Below are 16,569 nucleotides of genomic sequence, written 5' to 3'. Positions count from 1 at the left end.
GAAAGGAAAGGGAATTGTGTTGGGTCGTCTGCTCTGGTGCTTGGCTCTCTTGTTTCCGTGGCAGGCCTGGAGTTATGTCCAGATTTCCGGCACCAGGGTTATCTATCCTGCCAGTGCCAGAGAAGTCACGCTGGAGCTGATCAACAAGGGCAATACGCCCTCGCTGGTACAGGTGTGGATCGATTCCGGTGATCGCCGTATCCGCCCGGGTGCCGAAGCGGTTCCCTTCCTTATCACTCCCCCCATCACCCGCATCGAGGCGCAGCGTGGGCAGTCGCTTCGCCTCGCCTATGTCGGGCAGGGGCTGCCCCAGGATCGCGAGTCGGTATTCTGGCTGAATGTGCTGGAGGTGCCGCCGAGCGCCAAGTCCACCCAAGCGGGCCAGAATCTGGTTCAGCTCGCCTTTCGCTCCAGGATCAAGCTGTTTTACCGACCCGAAGGGTTGGCAGGCGACATGGAGCACTCCGCCCATCACCTGAGCTGGAGTCTCGTCAGGCAAGGGGCGGGTTATGCGCTGCGAGCCAGCAACCCGAGCCTCTACCACGTCAGCATCAGCAATCTGGAACTGCAAACGACCCAGACGACGCGCTACAACAACCTCAGCGGTGGCATGGTAGCCCCGGGGGGCAGTTTCGATTTCCCGGTCGATCGTCTCTCTGGCACCGTGCATGCCAAGGCGGTGACCTTCTATTGGCTCAATGACTATGGCGCCCGCGAGGTGGGCCAATTCGTCTTCAACTGAACCCTTGGTGTGGGAGCCGGATGGCCAGGCCGCCTCTCCCTGCACCTCTGCTGGCTCTGAGAGGGGAGGTATGCCGTGATTGCCAGCGTTCTCCCGTTATCCATGTCCTTCCCCCGTATCCATGCCTGGCGCCATCTTCGCGAATGCTGGTGGCTGCCCTTGCTTTGCTGGGGCTCCCTGACCATGGCGGATGAGACCGCACCCGGCCCGGCGGCGACCGGGGTTGATAGCGTCGCCACGGATGTCGAGTTTGACAGCCGGTTGCTCGACAGCCTGGGGGTGAACATCGATCTTGCCCGCTTCGCCCGCGCCGATTTCGTCCCTCTTGGCCTCTATCAACTCGAGATCACCATCAACGGCAAGGAGCGGATGAGCCAGCAAGTAGAGGTACGAGCGGGGACCGATCCCAAGGTGCCCCGATTTTGCTTCAAACCGGGCCAAGTGACGCAGTGGGGCCTGCTCGTCGACAAATTGCCCAATCAAGCATCGGCAAAACAACAGCTTGAAAGTGACTGCATCGAAGTGGCTTCCCTGGTGCCGGGGGCCAGTTTCGTCTTCGATCTGGCGAGCCTCAGCGGGGCACTCAGCCTGCCACAGGCGTATGTGGGTCAGGTCAGACGCGACTATGTCGGCCCGGATCAGTGGGTACAGGGGATCGATGCGGCCTTCGTCGGCTATAACGCCAACCTCTATTACAGTGAGCAGGACGGGGTCGACGAGCCGTTCAGCAACAGCGTCAACCTCAATACCGGCATCAACCTGGGGGCCTGGCGCCTGCGTCACAACGGCTCTTATCAGGGCAATGATGGCGGCAGCTACCAGCCCCTCAACAGCTATGTCCAGCGCGATGTCACAGGGCAGACCGCCCAGTTCACTCTGGGGGAGTATTTCACCCCGGGGGACAGCTTCGACAGCGTGCCCTTTACCGGCGTGCAGCTGGCCAGCGACGATGCCATGCTGCCCGATTTTGAGCGGGGCTTTGCCCCCGTGGTGCGTGGCGTCGCCCAGAGCAATGCCAGAGTCAGCATTCGCCAGGGCAGTGCCCTCATCTATGAGACCCAGGTCGCCCCCGGCGCCTTTGCCATCGACGATCTCTATGCCACCAGCTTCGCCGGGGATCTGGATGTGACCATCACTGAGGCGGATGGCAGTGCCCGCAGCTTCACCCTGCCATTTTCTTCCGTGGTACAGATGCTGCGAGACGACACCTCCCGCTTCAGTCTGACCCTTGGCCGTTATCGAAACGAGTCTGGTCCCGATGGCCCGGATTTTCTGCAAGGCACCTATCGCCGCGGCTTCTCCAACACCCTGACCCTGTATGGCGGCACCATAGCCGCCGAAGATTATGCAGCCCTGCTGGGCGGCGCCGCAGTGGGCTCGGACTACGGCGCCCTGGCCCTCGACATCACCGGCTCCTGGGCGCGGGATCTGCCCGCCATGTCCGACCTGCCCTCGTCACTCTCCGGGCAGAGCTACCGCCTCACTTACAGCAAGCAGATGGATGTGACCCAGACCTACTTCACCCTGGCAGCCTACCGTTTCTCCAGCGAGGGCTACCTGGATTTGAGCGATGTGGCCGCCGTGCAGTCGCAGACCTTCGATCAGTTGCAGCGCGAGCGCAATCGCTTCCAGCTCAACATCAACCAGCCCATAGGGGAGTGGGGGGATATCTACTTCAACGGCATCAGCCGCGACTATTGGGGTGGCCAGACCGAGAGCAGCAGTTTCCAGCTCGGATACAACCGGGGCTTTGACTGGGGCAGCCTGACGCTCTCGGCCAGCCACTCTCTCGACGACGGGGTCGGCGATCAATACATGTTGAGTCTCAGCATTCCCATCGGGAACCGGCTCGGAGCCCCACGGCTGAGCAGTACTCTCTCCTATCAGGAAGGACAGGGATACAGCGCCAGACTGGATCTCAACGGGGGGGCCCGGGATGGCCGCTTCTATTACGGGCTCTATGGCAGTCAGAGCCGGGGCGGTGGTATGGGTTATCAGGGCTATGGTGCCAACCTGCAGTATCAGACGGCGGCCACCCAGCTCGGCCTGTCAACCAGTCAGGGAGACGGCTACTCCCAGTATGTGGCCTCGGCCAAGGGCACCCTGCTGGTGCATGAAGACGGCTGGGTGCTGGGGCAGACACAAGGTGAGACGATGGCGCTGGTGGAGGCCAAGGGCGCCCAGGGGGCCAGGGTCAGCCACGGCATCGGCAGCGAGGTGGACGGGGATGGTTACGCCGTGCTGGCCGGTCTCAACCCCTATCGCACCAACGTGATCGGCCTGGATCCGAGCGGCTTGCCGCTGGACGTGGAGATAGACGGCAGCGCCCAGATGGTGGCCCCCCGTCGGGGAGCCATCGTCAAGCTGGCGTACGAGACCCACATCGGCCAGCCGTTGCTGCTCAAGGTGCAGCGTTCCGATGGCAGCGCTCCGCCTTTTGGTGCCGAGGTGATGGATGGTTCGGGCGATTCGGTGGCCGTGGTCGGGCAGGGGGGGCTCATCTTCGTGCGTGGCGAGCAGTCCGTACTGTATGTTCAGTGGGGCAAGGAGCCCGATCAACAGTGTCGGCTGGACTATCGGGTGCCGAAGCCTGATCCGGCCGTGCCTTATCAGCAGGTGTCCGCACGTTGTGTCACGACGGGGGGAGGATCATGAGAGGTTGCTGGTGCTGTGGTCTTGTCCTGGGTGCCTTGCTGTGGGGGCAGAACACGGAGGCCGCGCTCAACCTGCTGCGTACCCGGTTGATCTATGAGGGGGGTGGGGAGGCGAGCCTGATGGTTCACAACGGAGGGGCCGAGCCCAGCTTGTTGCAGGCCTGGGTCGATGGGGGGAACGAACATCAGGGGCCGGCCGAGGTTTCAACCCCCTTTCTGGTGGTGCCACCCATGATGCGGCTCGGGCCGGACAAGGGGCAGACGCTGCGTATCCTGGGGGCGGATTTGAACCAACTGCCCAAGGACAGGGAATCCCTGTTCTGGCTCAATGTGCTCGGGCTCCCCCCCAAGGCGAGCAGCTCAGAGGCCAGCGTACAGCTGGCCTATCGCACTCGCATCAAGCTGTTCTACCGCCCGGCCGGGTTGCAGGGAGCGGTGGCGGACGCGGTTACCCGGCTCCACTGGCAGGCACAGGCACAAGGGCTGAGCGTCAGCAATCCGAGCCCCTTCCATATCAGCCTGAGCGAGGTGCTGTTCGAGACGGAAACACGGAGGGCCAGCTGGCAACAGGCGGGTCTGATCCCACCCTATGGCATGCTGCAAATACCCATCCAGGTGGTCGAAACGACTGGTGGAAAGGGGAGGATGCGCTGGATAGATGATGATGGTAACTATCACGAGCAGGGGTTTGTGCTTGGCAAGCAGGGAGGCAACACCCATGACTGAACAAACGGGGCATTATTGGCCGGGTAGGCCGATCCTCTGGGTGCTGGGAGTCTTGCTGCTGAGTTATCTGCTGTGGCAGCCCGGCGCCCATGCCGTCAATGGCCAATGCACCAGCCCCTTCGTGGCGACCGGGCCCATTACCGCCACCAGTACCCTCTATCAGCCCGGTGCGACCAGCGGTCCCACCGCCTTCTCGACTACCAGCTCGGCTACCTGTGATTGTGTCGGGATTTCGGTGGGGTTGTTGGTTACTGTCTATTATCAGGGCTCCACCAGCCTGCCTACCGTCGCGGATCCTTCGGGGACCCTCATCAAGCTCAACTCCTATTTTGGCCTCAAGGCCGAATTCAATGCGGCTGGCAGTTATCAGACGGTGCCGTTCAATGCGACCTCGAGCGGGTTGCTGAGCCTCTGCATCGGTAACGTGGTGAATCTGGCGTTGGGTGGGATCAACGTGACTGGCGGCCGCTATACCCTGAAACTGCTCAAGGGGGTGACGGGCACCCAAACCTTCAACGGTACCGTCGCCTATCTGTTCGTAAGACGTTCCAACCTGCCCGACACCAGCCCGGCCAATGCCTTCAGCACATTGGCGATGAACATCAGCGTTACTTCGACCCCGACTTGCCAGTTTCCGGCCGGTACCAGCATTCCCATCGATCTCGGGGCCGTGGCCCAGAGTGCTTTCGTCGAGGGAGAGGTACCCAGAGGCTATGCTCCGCGTAGCGTCAATGTGAGCGTCACTTGCAGCCAGATCCCGAGTGACTACGTGGTGCCGCTCAGCTATAGCTTCGGGGGGGCGCTCAGCAGCCAGAATCGTTTCATCACCACCAGTCTGGCCGGGGTCGGGGTCGGAATGCTCGAGCAGGACACCCAGACCGCTATTCCATTTGATACTGCCATCGCGGTACCCTATTTAGCCGCCACCAATAACACCAACTACAAGGTGAGGCTCTATCCGACCCGGTTGCCGGGTCAGGTGGTGCGCACCGGCGCTTACACTGGCACCATCATGGTCACGGTGAGCGTGCCCTGATCGCGTGCCTTCCTGCTTTTTTTCAACGAGGTCGATGATGAACAGTGACAACATCCTGCGTAGCGAACCCAGGCGCCACCCCATAGGGCGAGGCTGGGCCTGGGTCCGCACGGGATTCGATATCTTCAACAAGGGCATGGGTGTCAGTGTGGCCATGATAGTGCTCTGGTTCCTGGTGGGACTGGTGCTGGAACAGTTACCGGCGGGCGGTTTCATCTCCCAGCTGCTGTACATGGTGTGGGGCGCCGGCTGGGTGGCGGTGGCGGCGCGGGGCTACGGGGGCAACGCTCTGCAATTCTCCGATTTCTTCTCCGGTTTCCGTCACCGATTGACGCCTCTGATGCTGGGCGGGCTGATGGTGCTCTGCCTGTTCACGCTGATCCTGTTGATCTGCTTTGGCCTGCTGCATCTGTGGGATCTGACCGGCTTGCTGTCTCAGGATCCGGAAACCCTGACGGTGACACCCGAGCAGGCGCAGAGATTCCTGCTCTGCCTTTTGTTGGGGCTGGCATTGCTGGTGCCCGTGCTGATGGCCATCACCTTCGCCCCCGCCCTCATCTTCTTCCACGGTGTCGGGATCTGGCAGGCAGCCAGGCTGAGTTTCAAGGGCTGCCTGAGCAACATGTGGCCCTTCCTCTGGTGGGGGCTGCTGGGAGCCGTCCTGATACTGTTCGGTGCCCTCCTGTTTCTGGTCGGTCTGCTGGTGGTGCTGCCGGCCATCAACTACTCCATCTACGCGGCCTATCGCGACATCTATCTGGAAGAGCAGGAGTGCACAGACGCGCCGCCACCAGTCAAGGCGTTCGGCTTCGAGGCGTAAGCCAGCACAGCATAAAAAGGGGCCCTCGGGCCCCTTTTTATTGCGCGCCTATTCGGTTTGCCACAGGGGATCGTCCGCCATGCGGGCGATGAGGAAGTCGAGGAAACTGCGCAGCAGGGGGGACATCTGCTTGCGGGTGCCGTAGACGGCATAGACACCGAGCCGCTTGGGCCGCCACTGGGTCAGCAAGGGCACCAGGGCGCCGCTCTCCAGTTCCGCCTGCACCGAGTAGCGTGGTTGCAGGCTGATCCCCGCCCCATCCAGGGTCGCCGCCAGCAGCAGGTTGGAGATGTTGGCGCTGAGGTTGCCGCTCACCGGCACGGACTCGGGCCCATCAAGCCCCTGAAATTCCCACAGGCTCTTGCCGAAATAGGTGTAGGTGAGGCAGTTGTGCAGGGCCAGATCCTGCACCCGTTGCGGCGTCCCATGACGAGCGAGATAGGCCGGGCTGGCACAGACCACGGAGTGGCAGGTGCCGAGACGGCGCGCCACCAGATTGGGATCCAGATCGTTGGTGATGCGCACCGCGAGATCGATCCGCTCCTCCACCAGGTTGACGGTTCTGTCCAGCAGCAGGATGTCGATGGCGGTGCCGGGGTAATGGGCCAGATAGTCGTTCGCGGCCTTGACCAGCAAGGCTTCCGAGAGGGAGTAGCTGCTGGTGATGCGCAATTGCCCCTTGGGGGCCTCGTCACTGCGGATGGCGAGCTGCTCCATCTCCTCCCCCAAAACCAGCATGGATCTTGCCCGGTTCAGCGCCTCTTCCCCCGGTCCGGTGAGGCTCAGCCGGCGGGTGGTGCGGTGCAGCAGGCGGGCGCCCATCCAGCGCTCCAGCTCCGCCAGATAGCGCGACACCATGGCGCGGGACATCTCCAGCTTGTCCCCGGCACCGCTCAGACTGCCCTGCTCGACCACAGCGACAAAGACCCGCAGTGCCGTCAGTCGATCCATGTTCCGCCCTCCAATATGCTCGATTTGTGCAACAGTGATGCGCTCATTATGCGGTATTTGCGCTCATAAAGTTCCAATAAACTGTGTTCATTCGATGACAAGCGACCTTATGAGGAATACCCGATGAACACAGCACTTCGTACCCTGACCCTGGCCACCACCCTGCTCAGTGGCGCCGCCCTGGCGGGCCCGCTGACCGTGACCGTCTACAATCCCGGCGATAAGGCCATCTTCCCGGTCTCCTCCGAGCTGGTGACCGGCGACAAGGAGGCCATCCTGATCGACGCCCAGTTCGGGGTCAATGACGGCAAGGCCCTGGTGGATCTGATCAAGCAGAGCGGCAAGAAGCTGACCACCGTCTACATCAGCGGCGGGGATCCTGACTTCTACTTCGGGCTTGAGCCCATCAAGGCCGCCTTCCCCGAGGTCAAGATCCTGGCCAGCCAGCACGTGGTCGACCATATCAGGCAGACCAAGGATGCCAAACTGGCCTACTGGGGCCCCATCCTTGCCGAGCAGGCGCCCAAACAGTTGATAGTGCCAGAGGTAATGACAGCTTCCCAGCTGACCCTGGAAGGGAAGACGATCGAGATCAAGGCGATGAACACCCCGAGTGCCTACCTCTGGGTTCCCTCCATCAAGACGGCGTTTGGCGGCGTGCCGGTATACAGCGGTACTCACGTGTGGATGGCCGACAGCCAGACCAAGGCGGCGCGAGCGCTCTGGGTGCAGACCCTCAATGAGCTGCTGGCCCTGAAACCGGAGCGGGTCGTGCCGGGTCACTTCCTCGGGGCTGAACCCAAGGGCGTTGAGGCGGTGACCTTCACCCGCGACTATGTGCAGCGCTTCGAGCAGGTGCTGGCCAAGTCCAAGGGGTCGGCCGAGCTTATCGACGGCTTGAAGCAGGCCTTCCCGGCCCTGCCGGTCGACGACGGCCTGGCCATAGGCGCCAAGGTCAATACCGGCGAGATGAAGTGGTAATGGCCTGAGTCCATTTCCCTGTGTTTTTTACCGGGCAGCAGCAGCCCGGTTTTTTTCAATTGATGGCGCCCGGAGCGAACCTATGAACGAAACCACCTTGCATTATGTGTACGACCCCCTCTGCGGCTGGTGCTATGGCGCTGCACCCCTGCTCGCGGCCGCGGCCGGGATCCCCGGCCTTGGGATCGCGCTGCATGCCGGCGGCCTCTGGCTGGGCCCGCGTCGCCAGCCGATGGGAGAGGCGTTGCGTGACTATGTGCGCCCCCATGACGAGCGGATCCAGGCCCTGACCGGCCAGCCGTTTGGGACACGCTACTTCGACGAGCTGCTGCTGAGCGAGGGCCTGTCCCTCGATTCCGAGCCGCCCATTCGCGCCATCCTGGCGATCGAGGAGCTGGGGGGAGATGGCCTGACGCTGCTGCACCGCATCCAGCAGTGCCACTATCGCGATGGCCGTTGGGTGGGCTCCCTGGACAACCTGGGCGAACTCGCGGCGGAGCAGGGCATCACGAGAGGCGCGTTCGAGCTGGCCTGCCAGAGGGTGGATTTGGCCGGGCACCTGGCGGAGAGCCAGCGCTGGTTGCACCGCCTCGGCGGTCAGGGGTTCCCGACCCTGGGGTTGATGCAAGGTGAGCGGATCACCTCGTTGCCGACCGCCTCCTTCCTCGGGGATCCGGCCGCCTTCGCCGCTCATCTCGCTCAGGCGATTGGGCAGGGGCACGCCTCGGCATGAGGGATCTGGTCTGAACAGTGCCTTTCAGAGCCATATTTGCTCATGCTTGGAGCCGTGCCGACGATATAGGATGACGCAGCTAAAAATATCCATTTATGGATAGTCATCATGTCGGGCACCAATGTCCCGAATGTGTCTCTTGTCGGCAAGGATCTTCACCATGTTCAACAACATGTCTATTAGCCAGAAACTGAGCGGTGGATTCGCCGTCTTGGGCGTCCTGATCGTCGCCCTTGCCTGGTTCTCCGTGTCCCAGTTGTCGGGTCTGTATCGTGACAGCACCGAGATCACCGGCAACCTGATCCCGAGCATGCAGGCCGCCAACCAGATGGAGATTGCCCTGCTGGATGCGCGGCGGGCCGAGCTGAACATGGTGATAGCGGCGCGGGAAGATCAGCAGGAAATCGCGTTGCACGACAAGACCTACCAGGCGGCCAGGCAGGAGTTCGACGCCGCGGCCCAGGCCTATGGCGCCATGCCGTTCACCTCGGGGCAGGAAGAGCAGGAGTTCATGGCCCTCAAGGCGGCGGCCAGCCAGTACTTCACCTCCCATGAGCAGCTGATGGCGGCCCTGCATAAGGGGGATCTGGAACGGGTCATGTCCCTGCGCAAGGGGGAGACCCTGGTCGCGCTGGAGGCGGTCAGCAAGCAGGCACTGCTGCTGCGCAGCATCAACGACAACGCCGCCCGTGACATGACCACCACCATCAAGGGGGTGTACGAAGATTCCCGGCTGCTCAACATCCTGGTCGGCTCGATCGCCGTGCTGTTCGTGGTGGTGGTGGCCTGGCTGCTGACCCGGCTCATCCGCAACCCTGTCATGCTGTTGCTGGCCCAGACCCAGAAGGTCTCGGCGGGGGATCTGGCGACCGAGCTGAGCCTGGCCCAGTTCAACAGTGATGAGCTGGGGCAGCTGGCCAGGGGCTTTGGCGAGATGCAGGGGCGTCTGCGGGATCTGGTCAGCGAGGTGTCCGGCTCCGTGGTGCAGCTCAGCTCGGCCGCCGAGGAGATCAGTGTGGTCGCCAGGCAGTCGGCATCCAGCATGAACAACCAGCAACATGAGCTGAATCAGCTTGCTACCGCCATGAATGAGATGCAGGCCACGGTGCAGGAGGTCTCCCGCAACACCAACGACGCGGCGGGGGCGGCCACCCTGGCCAGCAGCACGGCCGAGCAGGGCGCCCATACCGTCAACGACTCCATAGTGCGGATCGAGCAGGTCGCGACCGCCATCGAGAGCACGGCCGAGGTGATCCGCCAGCTCGGCGATGACAGCCGCAACATCGGCATGGTGCTGGAGGTGATCCGCGGCATCGCCGAGCAGACCAACCTGCTGGCCCTGAACGCCGCCATCGAGGCGGCCCGGGCGGGTGAACAGGGGCGTGGGTTTGCGGTGGTGGCCGATGAGGTGCGTACCCTGGCGAAACGGACCCAGGATTCCACCGCCCAGATCAACACCATCATCTCCGAGCTGCAGCAGCGGGCGGAGCAGGCCGGCAGCACCATGGCGCAGAGCCAGGCGCTGATGCAGGCGACCGTCGGCACGGCGCGGGAGGCGGGGGCCTCCATCACCGAGATCAGCGGCTCGGTCGAGAGCATCTCCCAAATGAACATCCAGATAGCGACGGCGACCGAGGAGCAGGGGGCGGTGAGCGAAGAGCTCAACCGCAACGTGGTCAACATCAGCCATGCTTCGGAGGAGGTGGTGGCCGGGGCGACCCAGATGGCAAATGCCTGTCAGGATCTCAATCTGCTGGCGACGCAGTTGCAGGAGATGGTGCGTCGTTTCAGGGTGTGAGCACCCGCTGACGATGGCCCTTAGCACGGGCCCGGATCTCGTATCCGGGCCCGTTTTGTTTTGCTGTGCCGGGCCGGCTCTTCCCGTTTGATGCTCATCCCTTGTCCCCCCGCCCGTTCTTGGGCATCCTAATGGCCCCATTGATTGGCCGGATTCTGGATGTATGAACCTTCGCGATCTCGAGTATTTGGTAGCGCTGGAAGAGGAGAAACACTTTCGCAAGGCGGCGGAGCGCTGCTTCGTCAGTCAGCCGACCCTGAGTGGCCAGCTGCGCAAGCTGGAAGATGAGCTGGGGGTGATCCTGATCGAGCGCACCTCCCGCAAGGTGCTGTTCACCCCCGCCGGCGACGCCATGGCCCTGCAGGCCCGCAAGGTGCTCAAGGAGGTGCGCGAGCTGAAAAGCATCGGCCAGCACTTTGCCGAACCCATGTCCGGCGAGATCCACATCGGCTTCATTCCCACCGTGGGCCCCTATCTCTTGCCCCACATCATTCAGGATCTGCGGGAACATTTCCCCAAGTTGGAGTTCTACCTCTACGAGGAGCAGACCCAGGCGTTGCTCAAGCGGCTGGAGGAGGGGACCCTGGATTGCATCATACTGGCCGAGCTGGAAGGGATGGAGGGATTTGGCTCTATACCGCTGTATCAGGAGCCCATGTGGCTCGCCGTGCCTCAGCAGCATCCCGAGGCGCACGCCAAGGCGGTGCCACTGCACAACCTTAAGGGCAAGAAGCTGCTGATGCTGGCCGACGGCCACTGCCTGCGGGAGCAGGCTCTGGGCTTCTGCTTCGCCGCCGGCATTGGTGAGGATCAGCGTTTCAAGGGCACCAGTCTCGAGACCCTGCGCAACATGGTGGCGGCGGGCAGTGGCCTGACCCTGATCCCCCGACTTGCCGTGCCGGCCAATCCCGAGGAGGGCGGTGTCAGCTACCGGCCCGTGGTGGATCCGGTGCCGGGCCGCGCCATCTCGCTGCTTTACCGCCATTATTCGGTGCGAAGGCCCTGTTTCAATGAGCTGGCCGCTCGCATCTCACTGCTGATGAGACCATTACTGGGATAATGCTCGGCATGCCAAATAAAAAACCGGCGCCAAGGGCGCCGGTTTTTTTACATGTCGGGGTTCTGCTTAGAAGATATCGTCGGTCGAGACGGGACCATCGCTGCTGGAGCCATCGCCACCGTAGACCTGATTGCCGTCGGAGAGCTGGCTCGCGTAGCGGGTAGGCTCAGTCCCTTCCTTGAAGAACTCCTCGGTGGTGCTGCCGTCGGTGCGATTGGTCAACAGACCGGTTTCGCGATCGATGCGCACCTGCATGACCCCCTCCGGCACCGGCATCTTGCGCTCCGGTACCTGTTGCAGCGCGGTCTTCATGAAGTCGATCCAGATGGGCTGAGCGGCGCCGCCACCGAACTCGGCCCGTCCCAGACCACGCTGGTGGTTGTCAAAACCGATCCAGGAGGTGGCGACCAGATTCGGGGTGTAGCCGGAGAACCAGGCATCCCGCGATTCGTTGGTGGTCCCGGTCTTGCCCGAGATATCGTGACGCTTGAGATCACGGGCCGCGCGCCAGCCGGTACCACGCCAGCCGTTGCCACCCCAGATGGCGGTGGTCAGGGTGTCGGTCACCAGGAAGGCGCTCTGGGCACTGATGGTCTGCGGTGCCATGTTGTTGGGCACCACGGGGTCTATCGGGCACTGAGCCTTCCAGTCGCCAACCGTATTGGCATAAGCATCGGCACTGTCGAGGCCGGCGGCGGCGAGCACGCCACAATCGCGGCAGGCGGCGGCCGGATTGGCCTGATACAGCGGCGTGCCGAAGCTGTCGGTCACTTCGGTGATGAAGTAAGGGGTGACCTGGAAGCCGCCGTTGGCCAGCACCGAGTAACCGCGCACCACTTCCAGCGGGGTGAACTCGGCGGCGCCCAGCGCCAGGGATTCGTTGGCGGAGATATGATCCCGTGCGAAGCCGAAACGGGTCAGGCCGTCGATGTAGGTATCCAGCCCGATGGCGCGCATCAGCCGCACCGACATCACGTTCTTGGACTTGGCGAGCCCCAGACGCAGGGTGGTGGGGCCTTCATAGATGGCCGGGGAGTTCTTGGGCTGCCACATGGGGCCCTTGGCGGGATCCCACTGGTTGATCGGCGCATCGTTGATCAGGGAGGCCAGGGTGTAGCCTTGCTCCAGCGCGGTGGCATAGAGGAAGGGCTTGATGTTGGAGCCGACCTGGCGACGGGCCTGATCGACCCGGTTGAATTTGGACAGCTCGAAGCTGAAGCCGCCGACCAGCGCCTCTATGGCCCCGTCCTGCGGGTTCATGGCGACCAGGGCGGCGTTGACGTCGGGGATCTGGGACAGCAGCAGCTCTTCCCCTTTCTCCCGTACCCAGATCTGGGCGCCGACTTTGAGCACATCCCGCGCCGATTTCGGTGCATAACTCTGGCGATCATCGGTGATGAAGGCGCGTGCCCACTTGATGCCGTTCCAGCCGAGCTCGGCCTGCTTGCCGTTCTTGAGGGTCAGGGTGGCACTCTTGTCACCCAGCTTGGTGACCACGGCCGCCATCAGCGGCTGGTAAGTGGGTTGCTTGGCCAGATGGGCCATGATCTGTTCGTAATCCCAGGCGGGCTCCCCCGCCTTCCACAGCAAGGCGGTCGGGCCGCGATAGCCATGGCGGGTGTCGTAATCGAATACCCCGTCCAGCAGTGCTTGGTGGGCGGCGCGCTGACGCTTGGCGGTGACGGTGGTGTAGACGTGCAGCCCCATGGTGTAGGCGTCTTCGCCAAACTGCTCCACCATCTTCTGGCGCACCATCTCGCTCAGGTAAGGGGCATCGAGGGTCGTTTCGGCGCCGTGATAGCGGGCCTTGATCGGCATCTTGGAGGCTTCATCAAACTGGGCCTGGGTGATCTTGCCGGTCTCCAGCATGCGCCCCAGCACCACGTTGCGGCGCGCAAAGGCGCGCTCGGGGGAGCGAATGGGGTTGAGCATGGAAGGCGCCTTGGGCAAGCCGGCGATGATGGCAATCTCGTCTAGGGTCAGATCCTTGACCTCCTTGCCAAAATAGACCTGCGCGGCGGCGCCGACCCCGAATGCCCGATAGCCGAGCGGGATCTTGTTGAGATAGAGCGTCAGGATCTCGTCCTTGGAGAGATTCTGCTCGATGCGCCAGGCCAGGAACACTTCCTTGACCTTGCGCACAATGGTCTTCTCGTTGCTCAGGAAGAAGTTGCGGGCCACCTGCTGGGTGATGGTACTGGCGCCCTGACGGGCCTGGCCGGAGACGGCCCAGACGGTGGCGGCACGGATGATGCCGATGGGATCGATACCCGGGTGCTCATAGAAACGGGCATCCTCGGTGGCGAGCACCGCATCGATCATGGGCTGGGGAATCTCGTCCAGCCGCAACGGGATGCGACGAATTTCGCCAAATTGGGAGATCAGTTCCCCATCCCGGCTGTACACCTTCATCGGGGTGGCCAGCTTGACGTCGCGCAGTGCGCTCACATCCGGCAACTGGGGCTTGATGTAGAAATAGATGCCGATGAGGCTGGCAACACCCAGCGCTGCACCCAGCATCATGACAATAAACAGGCGAACGAGCCATTTCAGCATGGAAGAACTACCAATCGTCTTAAAATTAGCCAACGGGCGCAGAGTATAGCCTTTTTACCCCCGCAGATTCGAGATTTTCCTGTCCACAGACCCTGACCTCGAGAAGAGGCGCGAGGGTAGCATTCCATGGCGCAATTACCAAGGGGGCGGCGGCCATGGCCGAAAGGAGAGCCGCGTCAATTTTTGACATAAACTTTATGACATTGATAGATAGAGCATTATATTGAGGTAAGTCATCACCTCGTGATGAGCTGTCCTACAATAAGTCCTAAAACCCAATAACGCATGGATGTGTATATGTTTGGGCTATTCAGCAAAGGATCCCTCCTCTCCTTGGCGGGTATTGATTTTGGCAGTCAAACCATCAAGGCCGTCACCCTCAGCGGACGTCCCGGCAAGGTGCATCTCGAATCGGTCGCCGAGATAGCCACGCCCAAGGGCACGTTGGTCGATTACCAATTGCAGGATATCGAACGGGTCAGCCAATCCCTCAAGTCACTCAAGCGCCTCATTCAGGGGGAGTGCGAGCACGTGGCCACCGCGGTGACTGGCTCCAACGTCATCACCAAGGTCATCCAGGTCGATGCCAAGATCAGCGACAGCGAACTGGAGAGTCAAGTCCAGCTGGAAGCGGAGCAAATCATCCCTTTCCCCCTCGATGAGGTCAGCCTGGATTTCGAGATCCTCGGCATGACGACCGACGAGGCCCGCCAGGAGGTGCTGCTCAGCGCGGCCCGTACCGAAAGCGTCAGCGGCCGGGTCAGTGCGCTCACCGAGGCGGGCATGATCACCAAGGTGGTGGACGTGGGGGCTCATGCGCTCGGACGCGCTGTGCTGGCCTGTCTGCCCGAGTTGCAGACAGCGGATAAGCCGATCGGCATCATCGATATCGGTGCCAGTGCCATGACCTTTGCCGCCCTGCTCAGAGGCCAGATCATCTACTCCCGCTTGCAGAACTTCGGGGGCGATCAATACAGCCAGGCCCTGGCGTCTTTTTACAGCATGAGTCTGGAGGAGGCCGAGCTTGCCAAGATCAAGGGCAACTTGCCTGCGGATCATGAAGTCGATGTGCTCTCACCCCATCTCAGTTCGCTTGTGCTTCAGGTAAGGCGCAATGTGCAGCTGTTTTGCAGCTCGTCGGGCAACAAGGAACTATCCAGACTGGTGCTGACAGGAGGTGGCAGCTTGTTGCCGGGCCTGGCTCAGCAGATAGGTCGCGAGCTTAATTGCGATGTCTTGCATCCCGATCCCTTCGTGTTGTTTGGCAAACCCAAGGGAGATGGGGGGGAAACTCATGGGGCCAAGTACATGGCTGCGTTGGGTCTGGCACTGCGGAGCTTCACACCATGTCAAATATAAACCTCCTGCCCTGGCGAGTGGCCAGGGCCCAGCACCAGAAGAAGCAGTTTGGCGCCATGATCGGGATTTTTCTGGCGGCGACAGCATCCTTGGCGTTTGCCATCGACTGGTTGGTGATGCAGCAGATTGGTTATCAGCAACAGCGCAATCAACGGCTGCAACAGGAGATGGCCATACTCGATGCCCAACTCGGGGAGATACGGTTGCTCAAGGATCGACGCAAGGAGCTGATCGATCGCATGCAACTCATCGAGCAATTACAGACGCAGCGCAACATACCGGTGCGCCTGTTCAACCAGTTACCCGTGCTGGTGCCCAACGGGGTCTACCTCAATACCCTTGCACTGCAAAACAATCGGATCGATGTCAACGGCAAGGCCGAAGCCTATGGACGGGTTGCCAGCATGATGAGGCGCATCGACAGTTCGGGTTGGCTGGGGCAATCACAAATCAGCACCATCTTCACGGCAGACGTGGCTCCCGTTGCACTCAGCCAGTTCTCCATGATGTTCCAGATTGCTGGCACGACCCTGAATGTCGCTAAGGGGCAAGAATGAACCTGCAACAGCTCAATGATCTGGATCTCAATGACATAGCCCGCTGGCCCAAGGTGGCAAAGGGGGTCTTCATTTTGTTCTGTTGTGCCTTGCTTGGCGGCGCCATCTATTACTACGTGATTGCCAATTCTCTGACGGCATTGCGCCAGGAGGCGGGCAAAGAGAATGAGTTGAAGGCCCAGTTCGAGAGCAAGGCCATGCTGGCTGCCAACCTGGGAGCATACAAGAAACAAATGGTGCAGCTTGAACAGTTGGTGGATACCCAGCTCAAGCAGTTGCCCAATACCCATGAAGTGGCGGGGCTGCTGGATGACATCAGCTTCATTGCCACCGACAACGGTCTCAAACTGAACAGGATCAACTGGGAGGCCGAGATCCAGCACGAGTTTTCAACCGAGCTTCCCATGCGTATCGAGGTGGTGGGTACCTATCACGAGCTCGGTAAATTCACGGCCGACATGGCCGCCTTGCCGCGTATCGTGATCCTGGAGTCCTTCCTGCTCAATCAAAGCAAGGAGCAAGGAGAGATGATTGGCATGTCCATGCAGGCCAAAACTTACAAATACAACGGTAAAACCGTGGAGCAGAAGCCATGA

At 61.6% G+C, this 16,569-nt stretch carries 14 protein-coding genes; 12 read left to right on the top strand and 2 right to left on the bottom strand.

Features of this window, described 5'->3' with window-relative positions; genetic code table 11:
* The first annotated feature begins 16 nt into the window (after positions 1 to 16).
* From MM194_RS06505 to MM194_RS06485, 5 genes are all read left to right on the top strand, one after another.
* On the top strand, positions 17 to 742 hold the full coding sequence (locus tag MM194_RS06505; RefSeq protein WP_241343076.1) for a fimbria/pilus periplasmic chaperone: 726 nt from the start codon (positions 17 to 19) through the stop codon (positions 740 to 742).
* Positions 743 to 817: 75 nt separating this feature from the next.
* Positions 818 to 3,397, top strand: coding sequence for a fimbria/pilus outer membrane usher protein (locus MM194_RS06500; RefSeq protein WP_241343075.1), 2,580 nt, complete (start codon positions 818 to 820; stop codon positions 3,395 to 3,397).
* Positions 3,394 to 4,122: a molecular chaperone gene (locus tag MM194_RS06495; RefSeq protein ID WP_241343074.1), complete on the top strand. Its 729-nt coding sequence runs from the start codon at positions 3,394 to 3,396 to the stop codon at positions 4,120 to 4,122. Before MM194_RS06500 ends, MM194_RS06495 begins: the two co-directional genes overlap by 4 nt.
* A complete protein-coding gene (locus MM194_RS06490) occupies positions 4,115 to 5,158 on the top strand; it encodes a fimbrial protein (RefSeq protein WP_033131000.1) in 1,044 nt (347 codons plus the stop codon). Before MM194_RS06495 ends, MM194_RS06490 begins: the two co-directional genes overlap by 8 nt.
* Positions 5,159 to 5,195: 37 nt before the next feature.
* A complete protein-coding gene (locus tag MM194_RS06485; RefSeq protein ID WP_033131001.1) occupies positions 5,196 to 5,978 on the top strand; it encodes a BPSS1780 family membrane protein in 783 nt (260 codons plus the stop codon).
* A 48-nt stretch (positions 5,979 to 6,026) separates the two neighbouring features.
* Here the strand turns inward: MM194_RS06485 and MM194_RS06480 are convergent, their stop codons facing one another.
* Entirely contained in the window at positions 6,027 to 6,929 is a 903-nt protein-coding gene (locus MM194_RS06480; protein ID WP_033131002.1) for a LysR family transcriptional regulator, read from the bottom strand.
* A 123-nt stretch (positions 6,930 to 7,052) separates the two neighbouring features.
* Between MM194_RS06480 and MM194_RS06475 the strand changes: the two genes are divergently transcribed.
* From MM194_RS06475 to oxyR, 4 genes are all read left to right on the top strand, one after another.
* Entirely contained in the window at positions 7,053 to 7,910 is an 858-nt protein-coding gene (locus MM194_RS06475; RefSeq protein WP_241343073.1) for a Vmh family MBL fold metallo-hydrolase, read from the top strand.
* Positions 7,911 to 7,992: 82 nt separating this feature from the next.
* Positions 7,993 to 8,643, top strand: a complete 651-nt coding sequence (locus MM194_RS06470) for a DsbA family protein (protein ID WP_241343072.1) — start codon at positions 7,993 to 7,995, stop codon at positions 8,641 to 8,643.
* Positions 8,644 to 8,803: 160 nt separating this feature from the next.
* Complete coding sequence (locus MM194_RS06465; RefSeq protein ID WP_241343071.1) at positions 8,804 to 10,441, top strand: methyl-accepting chemotaxis protein; 1,638 nt, start codon at positions 8,804 to 8,806, stop codon at positions 10,439 to 10,441.
* A gap of 163 nt (positions 10,442 to 10,604) precedes the next feature.
* Entirely contained in the window at positions 10,605 to 11,501 is an 897-nt protein-coding gene (gene oxyR, locus MM194_RS06460) for a DNA-binding transcriptional regulator OxyR (RefSeq protein WP_033131006.1), read from the top strand.
* A 66-nt stretch (positions 11,502 to 11,567) separates the two neighbouring features.
* Here oxyR and MM194_RS06455 read toward each other — a convergent pair whose 3' ends face one another.
* The gene (locus tag MM194_RS06455) at positions 11,568 to 14,057 is read right to left on the bottom strand and encodes a PBP1A family penicillin-binding protein (protein WP_033131007.1); all 2,490 of its coding nucleotides are present in this window, start codon (positions 14,055 to 14,057) and stop codon (positions 11,568 to 11,570) included.
* A gap of 297 nt (positions 14,058 to 14,354) precedes the next feature.
* On the opposite strand from MM194_RS06455, the gene tapM reads away from it, so the two are divergent.
* Genes tapM through tapO form a run of 3 tightly spaced genes read left to right on the top strand, consistent with a single transcriptional unit; the run spans position 14,355 to position 16,569 of the window.
* Complete coding sequence (gene tapM / locus MM194_RS06450; RefSeq protein ID WP_033131008.1) at positions 14,355 to 15,416, top strand: PilM family type IVa pilus assembly protein TapM; 1,062 nt, start codon at positions 14,355 to 14,357, stop codon at positions 15,414 to 15,416.
* On the top strand, positions 15,404 to 15,973 hold the full coding sequence (gene tapN, locus MM194_RS06445) for a PilN family type IV pilus biogenesis protein TapN (RefSeq protein ID WP_033131009.1): 570 nt from the start codon (positions 15,404 to 15,406) through the stop codon (positions 15,971 to 15,973). The genes tapM and tapN overlap by 13 nt, the downstream gene beginning before the upstream one ends.
* On the top strand, positions 15,970 to 16,569 hold the full coding sequence (tapO, locus tag MM194_RS06440; RefSeq protein ID WP_033131010.1) for a PilO family type IV pilus biogenesis protein TapO: 600 nt from the start codon (positions 15,970 to 15,972) through the stop codon (positions 16,567 to 16,569). The genes tapN and tapO overlap by 4 nt, the downstream gene beginning before the upstream one ends.

This window comes from Aeromonas sp. MR16 (assembly GCF_022549315.1).
GTDB lineage: Bacteria > Pseudomonadota > Gammaproteobacteria > Enterobacterales > Aeromonadaceae > Aeromonas > Aeromonas aquatica.
The sequence above is the reverse complement of the archived record's forward strand: the minus strand, read 5'-3'. Positions and strand labels throughout refer to the sequence as shown.

What these genes read in the sequence shown, in the direction of transcription:
- MM194_RS06495 (WP_241343074.1), top strand. Translation starts at nt 3,394, where the DNA reads ATGAGAGGTTGCTGGTGCTGTGGTCTTGTCCTGGGTGCCTTGCTGTGG.
- MM194_RS06490 (WP_033131000.1), top strand. Translation starts at nt 4,115, where the DNA reads ATGACTGAACAAACGGGGCATTATTGGCCGGGTAGGCCGATCCTCTGG.
- MM194_RS06485 (WP_033131001.1), top strand. Translation starts at nt 5,196, where the DNA reads ATGAACAGTGACAACATCCTGCGTAGCGAACCCAGGCGCCACCCCATA.
- MM194_RS06480 (WP_033131002.1), bottom strand. Translation starts at nt 6,929, where the DNA reads ATGGATCGACTGACGGCACTGCGGGTCTTTGTCGCTGTGGTCGAGCAG.
- MM194_RS06475 (WP_241343073.1), top strand. Translation starts at nt 7,053, where the DNA reads ATGAACACAGCACTTCGTACCCTGACCCTGGCCACCACCCTGCTCAGT.
- MM194_RS06470 (WP_241343072.1), top strand. Translation starts at nt 7,993, where the DNA reads ATGAACGAAACCACCTTGCATTATGTGTACGACCCCCTCTGCGGCTGG.
- MM194_RS06465 (WP_241343071.1), top strand. Translation starts at nt 8,804, where the DNA reads ATGTTCAACAACATGTCTATTAGCCAGAAACTGAGCGGTGGATTCGCC.
- oxyR (WP_033131006.1), top strand. Translation starts at nt 10,605, where the DNA reads ATGAACCTTCGCGATCTCGAGTATTTGGTAGCGCTGGAAGAGGAGAAA.
- MM194_RS06455 (WP_033131007.1), bottom strand. Translation starts at nt 14,057, where the DNA reads ATGCTGAAATGGCTCGTTCGCCTGTTTATTGTCATGATGCTGGGTGCA.
- tapM (WP_033131008.1), top strand. Translation starts at nt 14,355, where the DNA reads ATGTTTGGGCTATTCAGCAAAGGATCCCTCCTCTCCTTGGCGGGTATT.
- tapN (WP_033131009.1), top strand. Translation starts at nt 15,404, where the DNA reads ATGTCAAATATAAACCTCCTGCCCTGGCGAGTGGCCAGGGCCCAGCAC.
- tapO (WP_033131010.1), top strand. Translation starts at nt 15,970, where the DNA reads ATGAACCTGCAACAGCTCAATGATCTGGATCTCAATGACATAGCCCGC.